Here is a 15,193-nt window from a genome sequence, read left to right on the forward strand (position 1 = left end):
TATTTTTGCAAATCCTCTTCTGCCGCTGCGTCAATGATCAGTGGAACTTGGCTTTTTTGGGCGACTTCCCATGCTTCCTCCGGCGAAATCATATTTTTTTGCACACAATGATGCGATTTAACATATAGAATGGCCGCCGTCTGTTCGGTTATAGCCTCGGTCAAATGATAAGCTCGTCCTTCATTGGCATAACCGACTTCCACTAATCGGCCACCGCCAAGAGTGACCATCGTTTCCACAGGGGCTCCGTATTGAACGTTGTGCCCTTTTAGCAAGAGAATATCTCTTTGCCCGATCGTCTCTGCGTGCAAGCGTTCACTTAAACGCCTGTTCCCTTTCGTCACCACCGCTGCAACAGAAAGAGCTATGCCACTAGAAGCAGAATTCACAACAACTGCCGCTTCAGAGCCGAGCATTGCTGCGATACTACGTCCCGACTTATCAATCAATTCCGACATTTCTACATACTGCTGACCACCTTGCCTCATCGCCTCCATAACCGAATCGGAAGGCGCCGATACACCTAAAATACTCATACGGCCACTCGCATTAATGACCCGCTTCAACCCATATTTCTCATGAAAAGTACTCGCCATTAACAATCACCCCTTGCACGTGAATTGATCGATTTGTACGACGCTCTATGCCTTCAGAATCAACTAATGTCACCGGCTTTTGATCAACAGAAAACAAGGTCACATTAGCTAGATCTCCTACAACCAAGCGTCCGAGCTCTGGGCGCTTCAACCAAGAAGCTGGTTGCACCGTCACTGCACCGATCACAGCTGCGAGCGGATAACCGAGCGCCAAAAACTTTGTCAAAACATTGGACATACTATACACGGGTCCGTTTAACCGATTTTCTTGATAAATATCGGTACTGATCGTATTAAATGTGATGCCATACTTTTTTGCCTGTTCAGCAATCTGAAATGAAAAGCTGGCGCTCCCGTGGCCAACATCTAGATGTATACCTCGTTCAATCGCCTCTAATAGCTCAGGATAAGGAACGCCGTTTTCGTCAAAGACGTTATTTGGTTTGCCATTCAAATAATGTGTTAAGATATCGCCTTTTTTCAGTAGCTGCAGAATCCTCCGAACATCGGGAGGACCTGAACCAATGTGGACCATTAAAGGTTTTTTCGTTTGATCAGCGATTCGCCGAGCTTCACGCAAGGGGGCGATGCCATTCTCTTGAACAACACTACGGCTTATCCTCGCTTTTAAGCCGACAATCTGCTCTCCATAGTCGTGAATAGCCCGTAGTAATGCTTGCTCTTGTAACCAATCGTTTGTAGACAGTTCATCCACTCTCGCTAATCCAACAGACGAAATATTCAAAAAAGAAAGCACATTCGTACGTGCCTTTTGACACGAAGCGAGTAAATCGGCGATGCGGTCAGAACCGGTACTTCCTGCATCGACAATCGTCGTCACTCCTAATTGATAACCAATCGCATCAACCTGATCGCCATATGGTTGAAATTCCGGAAAGGCATGCGTATGCATATCAATCCACCCACTTGACGCATAAATGCAGTATTCCCCGTCTACATCAGCATGTGCCAAAAGCGTCCCACCTTGTTCAATTTGGACAATCCGCCCCTCTTCAATAACAAAATCGATCGTACGCTCCTTTACTGTTCTAAATCGAGTAAACACGATGCGCTCCAATTTAGTATCACCTCACTTTCAATCACTGTAGCATAAAATGAACGCACATTAAACATAACGTTATAATGTTAAATAAAAAAGAGAACCTCTGCTTGTCGTCAGCCCGCATTTCACTCATTGGGGGTTCCTGCAAACGATCAATCGGTATCCTTTGACCTTCAGCACGTTAGTGTCCACCTTCCATCACAGTGGCTGCTCGCCCATCAGCCACTCTCCTCACAACGATTGCCGTTATCTATGTATATTTTCAGCAATCACTACCGCGGTATGACATAAAGCACTTCCGGTGACTAACCTCATCAGAAAGCGATTTCATCATAAACAAAAACCCTGGGAGTCCACTGGCCAGCCAGGCATTATGAATCGATCCTTCCCTTGGCTGACCCGAGCGCTCATGCTTTATACCGTTAATTCCGAACAATCAATACATCACAAGGTGCATGACGAGTGATTGCTTCTGACACACTGCCAAGCACGAGACGTTCGACCGCATTTAAGCCCGTCGCCCCCGAAACAATTAAATCAACTTCAAACTTTTCGGCAAGGACTTTCGGAATTTTCGCCTTCGGGGAGCCGAAGTCAAGAACCGTTACGACATTCTCCACTCCGTATTCGAGCGCTTCTTTTTTATAACCCTCAATTAATTCTTCACCATATTTTTCTGCCTGTTCAATAAGAGAACGATCCGTATTTTCGATATACGTAAACGCTCTTGCATCAACGACATGAGCAATCATTAGCTGAGCTTTGTTTTCAATCGCAAGATCAAACGCTTTTTTTAATGCATGTTTTGCAGACGCGGATCCATCTACCGCCACGAGAATTTTTTGATATGTCGACATTCGGCATTCCTCCTAAAATATAGGTTATTGAGAAATAAGTACTGTCGTGAGAAAGATCAATAGTGGCATTAAAACAACGACATTTGCTACACTGGGGAAAACTGACGAAGTGGAGGTGTACCACGCTTGCCCACTTTCTTAAAACGTCCATACGCCATGTCGTTAGCCGCATTAACCGTAACAGTGTTTGTAACGACGGGGCTCTTGGTCATGATGAATATCTTCTTCAGTACAGAATGGATTCTCTTAAATGTAGCGACAGGAATCACTATCGTCGCATCTGCAATCATGATGATGGCACCGCTCATAGGGCTTGTCTACGCCTGCTATATTCCTAGTAAACGCAAGTGGCTTATGATTCTCGCTCATCTTGGCATGATGTTCACTGCATCAGCGTTTTCCTTGGGCGTTTTTTCTGTTTATTTATAAACTTAATTAAAGGCTTCGCCTGTCACAACCCATTCACGCAAATCACAGCCACGGGCGCCTTCCTTCACGTAAGGATCATTTTCCGCTAGCTGGCGAACCTCATCCTCGGAAGCGCCCCGGTAAATCACCATCCCGCCACTTCCATCGGTAAAACGACCCTTTGCGACAACAGCACCTTCCTCTGACAGCTTGTCCAAATATTGCAGATGCGCCTCCCGAAAGTCCTTACTTTTCTGCTCATCCTTCATCGGGAGCAAAACAGCATAATATTTCATCTTCATCATCCTTTCTACCAAGCAAAACTATACTCCTTTTTACTTTACTGAAAAATCTTACCTTTGAAAAGCAATTGATGTCATTCCCTGCCAAAAATCTAATACACCAATACATGCCTCGATATGATTTCTTTCTCTTCTAGGTTGGACTCTTCTTGCCTATTTAGAATAAAAATGCTCGCAATAAAAAAGTGCAGACAAAGTCATTTTTAAACTTTATCTACACGCACACCCTTGATGAGCCTTAGTCTTCCGTATCATACGAAATGATACTTGAGCGCTTTGGCAAGGTCACCTCAAGGATACCTTCGTTATAAATGACCCTCTTTCCCGCTTCATCAACTGGTGATGGGAGCACGACAAAACGTTGAAAATACTCCTCGTATATCTCCGTTCGCTTCGAGTCATCATCGCTTGTTTCATTCATACGTTGTGAACGACCGTACAAATGAAGCATCTCTCTCTCTACCTCAACGTGGATGTCCTCTTTTCGATAAAAATCAGGGATCTCACACGTGACAATCACATGATAATTTGTTTCCTGTACATCTAAGCGTCTTTCTTCAACAAAGAGTTCGTCATCTGTTAACAAAGGAAAATCGGTTAAAAAATGGTCAAATGACTTACGAAGTAGCTCCATACGCTTCCACGGATCTTCCGGAAGAAAAGCCATGCTGTCAGCCTCCATTGCAATCTCTAAAAGTGCCAAGTTCTCTGACAGCATATGCGAGATGTTTAAGCGCTGTGCTTAACACAGCGCTCAATAAAAGCGCTTTCTAAACACATTGACGAAGGGTCATACCATGGAAGTCACTTAGCAAGCATATGATCAGTGATCATTCTCTTTTGGCTAGACAATTTTCGGTTCGCTATAAAACCTAAACGAAAAGAACAGCATCGTGTGCTGCTCCTTTTCGCTGTTGACGATCACTCACCAAGGAGATTCGTTTGCTCATGTACGTAACAACTTGTTAACTGCCTGCAACGCGTGATTTCACCGGCAGCCAAATTTCTGCGTAATGGTTTTCTGCAAACGGGTCCTTCTCGTTATACACTTCTAGCTCCACATCTGCAGAAAGCGTATATCCGCTTGTCGGTAACCATTCTGAGAAAATCTTTTTCATCGTGTCCTGCATTGCATGAGGCATCGGACCATGAACTTCAAATGCAGCCCATGTCGCCGCCGGAACAGTCATCGTGTTAAAGCCTTTCGGAGGTTGTTCAGTCGTTTCTACGGCAACCCAATAATCTAATGTGCTAGATGGATGACGACCTTGAACAACACAGACGCCTAGTACTCCTTCAATAGAACCGTTGTTTAGCTTCTCTAACGTTTGAACCGTCCCGTCCTCATTGACTTCCGACCAAAACCTCGGTATTCCCACAAAATTTTCACCATTTTCCATAGAATACGTGCGTTCCCTGCCGACGATGTCAAATGATCCTCGTTCCACAATACGATACTTCATCGGATGTGCTCCTTTCAATTGAACTTGAATGGTTAAGGGGGTGTACGCGTTGACCTTGCCGAGACCATGTCGGGCCTCACTCGGACTCATTCCGTGCTGCTGGCGAAAGGCTTTAGAAAACGCTTCAGGCGTGTCATATCCGTATTTGTATGCCAGGTCAATCACTTTTTCAGACGTTGTACATAATTCGTTCGCAGCGAGCGTCAGCCGCCGACGCCTCAGATATTCACCGACCGACGTATCGGTCAACAACGTAAAGCAGCGCTGAAAATGAAACGGTGACACGTTCGCCTGCTGCGCAATCTCGTCGATCGTAATACGTTCATGCAAATGTTCTTCCATAAAATCAATTGCTCTTTGTAAAAATTCGATCCAAGCCACCGCGACTCCCCCTTGCAATCATCATAACGAATAAAAGGATTTGCTGACCTGTGATTCTCTGCTCATCGAAGACCGGTTTGTCTTAAGCTTACCTTAGAAACCTCACCTGCCTTATTTCCATCGGCAACGTTTTTTGGGCACAACAAAAGCATGACCGTATACAGCAAAACGCAAGGTGCAAAACGACGCACCCTGCACGATCCCATCCTGTGTTAACTAACGTTTTCATCCAGCGTTTCTTATCTTCCTCGTCCGCTCATGAACTGTGGTTCTATTGCAGACTTTACCCGTGTGCGCGCCTAAGCTGACAAACGATCACCACAGGCGCTCGCTCTTTCATATTTTTATGATGTGAAATCAGTCATTTTTATTTCTCCACAAATGCAAAATATCCTCCGGCTTTTCAAATATATATTCAGACGCTTCAAAGTCGTCGTCGTGCGCACCCCAGCTGGCGAGCCCAAATGCGACACTTGATGCCTTCGCGCAATTCAAGTCATGAACCGTGTCGCCGATATAAAGCGTTTCTTCTGGCTTGGCCGCTAATCCTTTTAAACAAGCAAACATCGGTTCTGGATCAGGCTTATGCTTGCTCGTCTCATCAACACAAACCGTATACGTAAAATACGGCGCTAAACCAAACGGCACAAACTCATCGTTGTACTCCTGCCGAGTTTTTGATGTCACAATGCCGAGCTTTACGCCGTGCTTTGTAAGCTGTTGAAGAACTTTTTCAATACCAGGAAACACTTTCACCTCATGAACAAAGTCGAGCACTTTTTTCTGCCAGATATCTTCAACGCGTTCCGGGTCACGAACATGAAGCTGCTTTAAAGCCTCTAAGCTCGTAAGGCCAAAGGTAAAACGCAAATCATCAATCGTGTATTCCTTTCCTTCTTCTTCGTTTAGTGTCATCTGTAACGCTTTTAAAATAGCGACTTCTGTATCAATCATTGTCCCATCAACATCGAAAATCACGTATTTATACATCGTACCGGCGTCCCCCTTACTCTTACTGAAGCTTGCTTATGCAATAACCTTACCATATGATATAGCGCTTTTGGCAGCCAAATCAACAGCACTTCCCCGCTAAATGATCTACATGTGCATGATTGAGAATGAACAACGACTTGAGCCTTGAGTAGACAGGGGAATGAAAAACGTTTAAGCGTTTGCGATGTATCCGTTTCTGGTTGGTACAGGCTATTTCACGTCAAGGCGATACGACATTTTTTCAAATTGCAGCTTAAAAGCAATGGCTGCAGCGATGAAAAATACGAGCCCAGCACTTACATAAACGTTGATCAGCGATGTGACCTCCATATAGACACCAGAGAGCCCTACGTCGGTCGATGAGAAGTATGTCGGCAGAATGAACGGTATTTTGACACCTGTGTTTACAGCTTTTTTACTCATTGGCACTACCCGCAAAGGTCGTCAACCACTGCAAATGCTCTTTAGCCAGCCCGACGCGATCCGTGATGAGAAAAAGAACAAGCCCAACACCAAAAGCAAGCACAGAAAAAATGAGCAGCAAAATTTGCAAATCGTTTCGCCCTTGAATAAACCAAATGCCTTCCTTGAAATCAGAAATCATATCGTTTTGGGTCACTTCCTGCGCAGACCACTCAGCTTTTGGCAAGAAGCTTAACACAATTCCAGATAGAGCAAAAATTACGAGCAGGCTGATGAGCGACCCTGTAATGCCAAACGACGCATAAACGGCTGTACCGATGATAGGACCTGCAATAATAAACAATGACATCAATGCCTGGGAAAATGCGATGGCAGCCTGCACATAGTCTTGCGGAACATGCTGGCGGATGATTTTCATTGATGACGGTTGAGAAAATTGCGACACAATAGCAGAGACGATTGTGACGATATAGATCGCTTGCCAAAGGCCGGACGAGACGACAAAATGGGCAGAATGGAAATCACGCTAAGCACATCCCCCAAAATCATCGTTCGTTTAGGCTGCCAGCGGTCGGCTAATATGCCCCCGATCAGCGAGAAAATAAAAATAGGCGCATATTCGACGACCGTCAGCAGTGATACAGCTATTGGGTCGCCATTTGTCTGGGCAACAACGAAAAATACAAGCGTCATATTTCTAATCCAAATACCGATGTTTTGCAAAAGGTCTGAGACCATGACAATGATAAAAACCCGGTTTGAAAAAAGCTCTTTCAAATACATCCCTCCTCGATCAATCTGACCAGTCGGTTTAATTATGTTAATTACAACACGAGCACGCCTTCCAAAAAGAGCTGCACCGCCCTTGTGTACAGTTGCTCCAAATCACTGACTTCCATTTGATAATAATTGACACCAAGTCCATTCATCAGCCCTGTAAACACAAGCGCCAATTCATGCGCATCATTCTCCTTCACGACTCCTTCGTCGATGCCTGCCTGAAAAATGTCTTTGTAAACATCCAATGGCGCCTGCACTAAATGCAGAGACTGATCTAGAAACTCTTGCTGTGCTGTTGTATTCATATAAAACTCGTCGATCACCTTTAACAATGGATTATGAAAGTCTTTGACGTAATACTCTGTGACAAGGTGTAGTTTCTCCTGAAACGAGCTGGATTGAGTTTCCGCCTCTCCCCACTTTTTAATCCAACCATTTGAAAACGTCTCAATTAAAGCCATAAACAGCTTTTCTTTACTGCCAAAATGATAATAAATGCTCCCTTTACTCATGCCGCTATGCTGTACAATATCCTCCATTGACGTACCGACATACCCTTTTTGCACGAACATTTCTTCCGCTTTTTCTAAAATAAGCGCTCGTGTTGATTGTGCTTTTTGACTCATTTTCACCCCTCCAAAACTGACCGTTCGGTTTAATTAGTAGCGCTGTCTTGTATACTTGCAACGGGTTAATGATATCGCGCGACCCGTCCAAGGCGACTATTTCCCCACCAAGTCGATGAGTCAAATCCTCAAATTCGCCTGTAATATCCAGCACATGTCCTTTCCCTGCATGATTTATGCTACTTTTTTAAGCAACGCCGATTTACCTGAACCCATTTTCCCAATCATTAAAGCATGATAACATTTTCGTTTTTGATCTCTATGAAACACAAATCAAATATCACATTTCCATTGTGAGTGCGTAGCAAGTGGCAGCCCCTCCATCACCCTCAGAGAGGACAGTGTTTCCACATGTTGAGATGATTATATCATGAATGCACTGACTTGCATATTTTATATATGATGGGGTGAAAACAATGGTTTTGTTAATAATACGATCGTTGAGATTTTATTGTTTTCTCCCGTTTCCAACCTCACCGTTTCCAACCTCACCATTTCAACCACTGCGAATCGGCAATCCATTCATACACGCTTTCTGTTCCAAAGAAATGCATCGAGTATATAAAACATCCGTGGCTGTCTGTAGTTACGGCTATTCTCAATACATGCTTGTTTATTCAATGAATATCTTCGCTAATACACATCCCGAAAAAGTACAAAATAGAGCCACTACGATAGTGCCCAACTGGGTGTCTAAATAATTATTAAGAAGGATCCCTTGAGGGGGGAGTGTGTAAGCAACGAATATCGCTGTAAAGATAGCTTGCTTAGTATTTAGCTTAAACAATATGAATTCCTCCTTTCAGATGTGTTAATAATCGTCCCTGAGTAAATTTAAGACTGGAAGCACTGTATAAACAAACGCTAGAAATTTTTCAATCCCGTATTATTCCAGAACCGTACGCCTTGTCCCCTATGATATGCCTTACTGTAAGGATGAATGCCTGAAATAAATCAATGGAGAGAATCGAACTATAGACTTGAATACCTGCAAGAGCTTCTTTATGCCGTCATCGACTGTATGGAGTTTGTTTGTCTCCCCCACGACTAATGCCAACGTGGTGGTTTACCTCGTTCCCGTCTACATTTTCCGCGCTAGTCCTGTGTTAAAGAACGACTTGTAGAATCAATACTCATTTTTCAAGAACTAAGGTCGATGTGCTAGGCATGAAAGACTGCGCAGAAAAACGGTTTCTTTCTATTTGCTAAAGCAACTGTAGAATATTTTCCATAAACCATATTTGTTTGTTTTATCACATTTTCAATCAGTATATTGCCATAATTTAGAATAAGCATTTTCTATAGCAGAGTCTATGTTCTCTGCTACATACCTGCAATCTATGATCCTACAGTTTCCTGCTTCGTACTCACACCGACTCGTTTTGTAAAGAAAGCTAGCACTACAGCCGCTAAGGTGAACATAAACGCAACTGTAAATGCGGTTTGCGTACCAGCGGTTTGTGCCGCTATTGTATCTGCACCGTCTGCCAGCGCTGATTCTACACCTGTTGCCTTGATACCGATAAAAAAGGCAATGCCGATCGCTCCGGCGACTTGCATCAACGTATTCAGAATGGCTGTGCCGTGCGGGTATAGAGGCTGGGAAAGCTGATTTAAGCCATTGGTCTGCGCTGGCATCATAATCATTGAGATAGAAAGCATTAAAACGACGTGTAACACAATAAATAAGGCGAGCGGTGTCGAGGCTGTGATACTAGAAAACATCCACATCACAATGCTTAAAACGATCGTTCCTGGAATGATCATCGCTCTTGGACCAAATTTATCAAACAACCGACCAGCGACCGGTGAGAATAAACCGTTGAGTAATCCACCCGGAAGCAGCGCTAGCCCCGCCACAGAGCCGCTAACACCCATGACCGTCGTTAAAAAAATCGGCAACAAGATAAAGGTCGAAAACATCGACATCATCACAATAATCATAATCATCGTTGCCACTGAAAACATCGGGTAAGTAAAAGCGCGAAAGTCGAGCACAGGCTCTTTCAAGCGAAGCTGAAGCAAAATAAAGGTCGTTAACGTAATGACACCTATGATAATAGGAAGATAAACTTCTGGCTGGCTAAAGCCCCCCTCCCCGGAGCTGAAGCCGAAAACAATACCACCGAAACCGAGGGTGGAGAGAATGATCGAAGGTACACTGATTTTCGGTTTGGTCACAGTCGTGACATTTTTCAAGTAGATGAAAGCAATAACTGTCGACAGGATCGCAAACGGAAGGACACTCCAAAAGAGCCACTTCCATCCGAGACTACCTACGATGATGCCAGACAACGTTGGCCCGATTGCAGGCGCAAACATGATGACAAGTCCGATAAACCCCATCGCACTCCCGCGACGCTCAGGCGGAATGAGAACTAGGATCGTATTCATCATCACTGGAAGCATCAGCCCAGCACTTGTAGCCTGTACAATCCGTCCAATTAAAAGAACAGGAAATGTGTCGGCGAGCCCACAGATGAGCGTTCCCAGTGAAAAAATAATCATCGCCCCGATAAACATTTGTCGGGTCGTAAACCACTGGATAAATAATGCAGAAATAGGGACGAGAATGCCGACAACGAGCATATAGCCTGTCGTGAGCCACTGAATCGTCGTTTCCCCAACACCCATCTGAAGCGAGATCGGTTTTAAAGCGACATTCAATAATGTTTCGTTCATGATCGAGAAAAAGACTCCGGTAATCAGTGCAAACATAATCGGAAAAACTTTCAATTGTTGACCATTAATCGTTACACCGGTTTTTTGCTGGGATGTATCCACTCTTTTTTCCTCCTCTGTCTTGTGGTTCAAATGCTACTCATCTTATAACAACCGGTGTCATCGTTCCATAAAGGCATTTTGAGCACGATCCCTTAGAAAGAGAATCGCTCCGCTCACCTCTGTTTCTCTGCTCACGGAAAACCGACCCATGCCACTTTTCTTATGATCAATCAACTAAATCTCACACGGTCTTCATGACTTTATCCAATGGCAGGGCGTTGTCCAGCACGATCACTGAATAGGAACCAATATTTCACACAAGTGTTGCTCAACCATGCCCCACGTATATCTTTCGATCATCGGCTGTTCTCTGAGCGACAGCTGATTTCTTTCTATCTCAGAAAAAATATTGTTCCAAAATGAGCTGAGGGCCTCTTTTGTATGGTCAAGCTGAAAAACAGCGTACCCGCCACCAGGAAGCCTTCCAGCTTGAGCAGGTTTCGTCACTATAAACTCTTGATTGACCACCACACAAACATCATAACGACATTCCTCTTTAGGTGTCACTTCCGGATGATCCTGCGGTATTCCTAAAATAGCGGAACCTTCCAATACACCATTGGACTGCGCCCACTTTTTAAAAGATTCCATCAGTTCTTTGTTTTTCTTTTCACCATACTCACCAACGTTCCGAAAATAAGCAATCCTCGATTCGGCTAATTCCTCAATCGTCATATTCATATGTTAGCCCTCCTTACTTACAGAAGGTACTACGATATAAAATGTTTCTCAAACTTTTTTAAAAAAAGCTCATGACCTTTAAGGACGTAGACATGCTATAGTTTCATGTCCGATATGCAATAACTGATTCACTTCAAGCAGGAGGAATAATCCTATTGCCATGACGCACGTTAAATGCTATTGTAACTACTGATAATGATTATCATTACCTTTAGGATATAAACATTTCAACACAATCCATCGTTAAGGAGCGTCAACAATGAAAAAATTACTTGTTTTAATGCTTACCTTTTTACTTACTTTAACAGCATGCGCCGAACAAGGAACGGACCAAACGGGCACACCAGACGATCAAAACAAAAACGAAGAGCAGATCGCGATTGAGCACGCTCTCGGAACAGCCACTTTTGACGACGTGCCGCAAACAATCGTTGTTTTAGAATGGAATTACGTCGAAGAATTGCTCGCTTTAGGTGTACAACCGGCAGGCGTCGCTGATATTGAAGGCTTTGAAAAATGGGTCGATATTGAAGCAGAATTAAATGACGATGTCGTCGATGTTGGCACAAGAACAGAGCCGAACTTAGAGGAAATCGCCAAGTTAGAACCGGACGCAATCATTACAATCGCAAGTAGCCATGAAAAAATTCAAGCCGAATTAGAAACGATTGCCCCAACCATCTTTTACGATTCTACCTCTGAAGAAGCAACAAAGGACTTATACGCGTACACCTTTGAAACATTCCAAAAAACCGCTTCTTTAGTACAAAAGGAAGCGGAAGCCGAGCAAGCATTGAACGATTTAGAAGCGAAGTACGAAGAAGCTGCAAAAGACATTGAAGCCATGGACTTACCGACCAACACATTCGTCTTCACCCAAGCGTACAGCGCCAATAACACACCGACTTTCCGTCTATTTACGAAAAACGCCATGGTGAGTCGTGTATTAGAAAAAGCCGGATTAGAAAATGCGATCACAGATCATCAGGACGCCGCCTGGGGCTTTACCGATGCAAACGTTGAAGGTCTTGCTCAGTATGAAGATGCGCTGTTGATTCATGCCGTCCAAGAGGATGATCCGCTATTTGAGAATTTAGAAAGCAACAAAGCATGGCAAGAGCTCCAATTCGTGAAAGAAGGTCACATGGTCGATATCGGTGGCGATACGTGGACATTTGGGGGCGTGTTATCTGCGCACACGCTCGTAGACAACTTACTTGAATCGCTTAAAGAGGAATAAAATTATGCTTCACCGTAAACGAATGACCGTACTTTCACTAGGGTGCATAGGGCTTTTTCTTGTGCTCGCATCTGTGCATCTTAGTCAAGGGCAATCATCACCTGGCTATGTTTCGTTCTGGCAGCAATTCATGCATGACGAACAACAATGGAACTTTTTGCTGTATCAACGCTTACCGCGCTTCGTCATTGGCTGTCTTGCCGGGGCGGCTTTAGCCATTGCCGGAATGATCATGCAAACGATCACAAAAAACCCTTTAGCTAGCGCCAGCACATTAGGAATTCATTCAGGAGCTTACTTTTTTGTCGTGGCAACGACCATCTTTATGCCTAAAATGAGTGGCGCTTTTCCTTTACTCGTGACCTTTTCTGGCGGGCTAGTTGCCGCGTTACTCGTTTGGGTGCTTGTCGGAAAGGCTCTTGACCCAGTTCGAGTCGCGCTTACTGGAATGATTGTCAGCATGCTGTTTGCTTCGCTAACAGGGGCATTACAATTGTTTTTTGCCAATGAAGTGAGCGGATTATTTCTCTGGGGGTCAGGGACATTATTACAACTTGATTGGTCTGGTGTCCAGTTCGCTTGGCCGTGGGTTCTTATCTTCATCGGATGCGCTTTACTCATCAGTCGAAAGCTAGATGTCCTGCTCCTTGATGAAGCAACCGCCATCGGTTTAGGAGAAAATGTCGGTCGTAACAAATTATTAGGCTGGTTTGTAGCCATTTTTCTTGTCGCTGTGACGGTTGCTGTCGTTGGTCCCATTGGGTTTATTGGCATCATCGCCCCCCATATCGTTCGTTTAATCGGCTTTCGTAAGCACTTTACGATGATTATTGCCAATATGATTATTGGGGCAATGTTGCTCATCGGGGCTGATATTCTCGTTCGTCTCGTCTCGCAAACGAGTGAACTGCCTGTAGGTGCGATGACCGCTTTAATTGGTGGACCATGGCTCGTCTATTTAGCAATCCAAATGGGCACAAGGCGAAAAGGAGCGACTTCGTCGGCCACGCTTGGTGGGCACGATTTCTTCCGCCGGAAAGGCGTCGCGATCATCGTTGCTGCCTTCATTGCAGGCGCCACGGTATTCGTAAGTCTATTATTTGGCGGAACATCGTTTACACCAGTCAGCCAAATTTTCACTGACATTGCCCACAACCTTTACGTATGGGAATTCCGTGTGCCGCGTGTTCTTGTCAGTTTCCTCGTCGGCATGATCATGGCCGCAGGGGGCATGATTTTTCAAGCGATCCTTCGTAACCCATTGGCAGACGCTTCTGTACTCGGCGTCACGTCTGGCGCCGGTATGATGGCGATGATTCTCTTAATTGTCTTTCCAAGTGTACCATTCTACTTCGTTCCTTTTGGCGCTATCTTTGGATCTTTACTTGCCATGGCGATCATTTTGTTCATCACTTATAGAAGCGGATTCCAGCCTGTCATGCTCGTCTTAATTGGTGTATGTATTTCTGCAATGTTCTCCTCGATTATCCAAGTCTTAATTGTCAAAGCGAAATTACATGTCACCCAAGCGCTCACGTGGATTTCCGGAAGTACATACGGAAGCAATTGGGAAGAAGTTATGGCTGCCTTGGTCACCATTGCGATCTTCTTTCCAGTCATTTTTTACTTCACCCGTACACTGGACATTTTCGCTTTTAACGATGAAGCTGCCATCGGGCTAGGCGTACCTACTGTAAAAGTGCGCTTTGCCATGGTGATCATCGGCGTCGTACTGGCTGGCATTAGTGCTGCCATCGTTGGGACAATTGGCTTTATCGGTCTCCTAGCTCCCCATGCAGCGAGGCGAATGGTCGGTTCAAAGCACCAATTCATTTTTCCCATTAGCGTCTTACTCGGGGGCATTCTTTTAACCATTGCCGATTTTTTAGGACGTTATTTATTAGCGCCAAACGATATCCCGTCTGGACTCATGGTCTCGTTAGTTGGCGCACCTTACCTACTCTACTTGTTAAAAAAAGCTGGGAGAGTATCTGTAACATAGATGAAATTGCTAAAGGCTGCTCTCAACTTATAAGCCGACAAAAACGCCAGCGCGTATACGATGCTGGCGTTTTTCATCTGCTAAATTGTAGAAGTTCTTGCCAATCGACCTTTTTCTCAGCGTACGTTTTCACATTTTTCCCCGGTGTCGGACTAGTCGAAGGGAGTTTGGCTATGGTCAGTCGATCAGTCTGCACTTGACCGGCATGCCTTTGAAAGCTCTGAAACGCTTTACCTCCATTACAAGCAATGAGTCGCAGCGATGGGTGATGTTCCACGAAAGAAACTAGGTCATTTGGCTGTTCCTTTTTAATCTGGCTGTCTAAACTCCCCGCCCGTTCGCACGAAGCAAGGACATCCCATAAAGCAATCCCATGCTTTTTAGCGATTGCGATTCGTTCGGTATACACATCAGTCGGTGCTTCTTCGAACAGGTCAAACATGAGTGGCCAAAAGTGGTTGCGCGGATGTCCATAATACTGCTGCTTTAAGAGCGACGCTTTTCCAGGCATCGAGCCTAACACGAGGATGGTAGGGCGCTCACCTACAACTGGTGGCATGGAGATCACTCTGTCGTTCTCACTCATTCTCCCCC

17 protein-coding genes are annotated in these 15,193 nt (G+C 44.6%); 3 read left to right on the forward strand and 14 right to left on the reverse strand.

Translation table 11 applies throughout. From position 1 onward, the window contains the following. From G4V62_RS16065 to G4V62_RS16075, 3 genes are all read right to left on the reverse strand, one after another. Nucleotides 1–596: PLP-dependent aminotransferase family protein (locus G4V62_RS16065; RefSeq protein WP_512698562.1), on the reverse strand; the 596-nt coding region annotated here is incomplete at its 3' end. Next, complete coding sequence (locus G4V62_RS16070) at nt 577–1,674, reverse strand: amidohydrolase/deacetylase family metallohydrolase (RefSeq protein ID WP_165204042.1); 1,098 nt, start codon at nt 1,672–1,674, stop codon at nt 577–579. The genes G4V62_RS16065 and G4V62_RS16070, both read right to left, overlap by 20 nt. 407 nt (nt 1,675–2,081) lie before the next feature. Continuing rightward, a complete protein-coding gene (locus G4V62_RS16075; protein WP_165204044.1) occupies nt 2,082–2,516 on the reverse strand; it encodes a universal stress protein in 435 nt (144 codons plus the stop codon). Nucleotides 2,517–2,642: 126 nt separating this feature from the next. On the opposite strand from G4V62_RS16075, the gene G4V62_RS16080 reads away from it, so the two are divergent. Next, entirely contained in the window at nt 2,643–2,945 is a 303-nt protein-coding gene (locus tag G4V62_RS16080) for a hypothetical protein (RefSeq protein WP_165204046.1), read from the forward strand. A 2-nt stretch (nt 2,946–2,947) separates the two neighbouring features. On the opposite strand, the gene G4V62_RS16085 is transcribed toward G4V62_RS16080, so the two are convergent. The 10 genes from G4V62_RS16085 to G4V62_RS16130 form a co-directional block, all read right to left on the reverse strand. Further along, complete coding sequence (locus G4V62_RS16085) at nt 2,948–3,220, reverse strand: YciI family protein (RefSeq protein WP_165204048.1); 273 nt, start codon at nt 3,218–3,220, stop codon at nt 2,948–2,950. Between the two features lie 244 nt (nt 3,221–3,464). Beyond that, nucleotides 3,465–3,893: an Hsp20/alpha crystallin family protein gene (locus tag G4V62_RS16090; protein WP_165204050.1), complete on the reverse strand. Its 429-nt coding sequence runs from the start codon at nt 3,891–3,893 to the stop codon at nt 3,465–3,467. Between the two features lie 298 nt (nt 3,894–4,191). Next, nucleotides 4,192–5,070: an AraC family transcriptional regulator gene (locus G4V62_RS16095; protein WP_165204052.1), complete on the reverse strand. Its 879-nt coding sequence runs from the start codon at nt 5,068–5,070 to the stop codon at nt 4,192–4,194. Between the two features lie 357 nt (nt 5,071–5,427). Next, the gene (locus G4V62_RS16100; RefSeq protein WP_165204054.1) at nt 5,428–6,060 is read right to left on the reverse strand and encodes an HAD family hydrolase; all 633 of its coding nucleotides are present in this window, start codon (nt 6,058–6,060) and stop codon (nt 5,428–5,430) included. 213 nt (nt 6,061–6,273) lie between these two features. Next, nucleotides 6,274–6,486 carry a hypothetical protein gene (locus G4V62_RS16105; protein WP_165204056.1) on the reverse strand — a complete coding sequence of 71 codons (213 nt, stop codon included), beginning with the start codon at nt 6,484–6,486 and terminating at the stop codon, nt 6,274–6,276. Continuing rightward, nucleotides 6,479–6,931 (reverse strand): MFS transporter, encoded by a 453-nt coding sequence (locus G4V62_RS16110; protein ID WP_312855519.1) that lies wholly within the window; start codon nt 6,929–6,931, stop codon nt 6,479–6,481. Before G4V62_RS16110 ends, G4V62_RS16105 begins: the two co-directional genes overlap by 8 nt. Continuing rightward, complete coding sequence (locus G4V62_RS16115) at nt 6,901–7,263, reverse strand: MFS transporter (RefSeq protein WP_165204058.1); 363 nt, start codon at nt 7,261–7,263, stop codon at nt 6,901–6,903. The genes G4V62_RS16110 and G4V62_RS16115 overlap by 31 nt, the downstream gene beginning before the upstream one ends. Before the next feature lie 47 nt (nt 7,264–7,310). After that, nucleotides 7,311–7,892: a TetR/AcrR family transcriptional regulator gene (locus tag G4V62_RS16120; protein ID WP_165204061.1), complete on the reverse strand. Its 582-nt coding sequence runs from the start codon at nt 7,890–7,892 to the stop codon at nt 7,311–7,313. A gap of 1,338 nt (nt 7,893–9,230) precedes the next feature. Beyond that, nucleotides 9,231–10,610: a DHA2 family efflux MFS transporter permease subunit gene (locus tag G4V62_RS16125; protein WP_165204126.1), complete on the reverse strand. Its 1,380-nt coding sequence runs from the start codon at nt 10,608–10,610 to the stop codon at nt 9,231–9,233. A gap of 297 nt (nt 10,611–10,907) precedes the next feature. After that, complete coding sequence (locus G4V62_RS16130) at nt 10,908–11,357, reverse strand: AraC family transcriptional regulator (protein WP_165204064.1); 450 nt, start codon at nt 11,355–11,357, stop codon at nt 10,908–10,910. Between the two features lie 259 nt (nt 11,358–11,616). Here G4V62_RS16130 and G4V62_RS16135 point away from each other — a divergent pair, with 259 nt between their 5' ends. Both G4V62_RS16135 and G4V62_RS16140 read left to right on the forward strand, forming a co-directional pair. Further along, on the forward strand, nt 11,617–12,597 hold the full coding sequence (locus tag G4V62_RS16135) for an ABC transporter substrate-binding protein (RefSeq protein ID WP_165204067.1): 981 nt from the start codon (nt 11,617–11,619) through the stop codon (nt 12,595–12,597). 4 nt (nt 12,598–12,601) lie between these two features. Then, entirely contained in the window at nt 12,602–14,599 is a 1,998-nt protein-coding gene (locus G4V62_RS16140; protein ID WP_165204070.1) for an iron ABC transporter permease, read from the forward strand. 73 nt (nt 14,600–14,672) lie between these two features. Here G4V62_RS16140 and G4V62_RS16145 read toward each other — a convergent pair whose 3' ends face one another. Then, nucleotides 14,673–15,185: a DNA-deoxyinosine glycosylase gene (locus G4V62_RS16145; protein WP_165204073.1), complete on the reverse strand. Its 513-nt coding sequence runs from the start codon at nt 15,183–15,185 to the stop codon at nt 14,673–14,675. Between the last annotated feature and the right edge of the window lie 8 nt (nt 15,186–15,193).

Source organism: Litoribacterium kuwaitense (assembly GCF_011058155.1).
Classification (GTDB): domain Bacteria; phylum Bacillota; class Bacilli; order Bacillales; family DSM-28697; genus Litoribacterium; species Litoribacterium kuwaitense.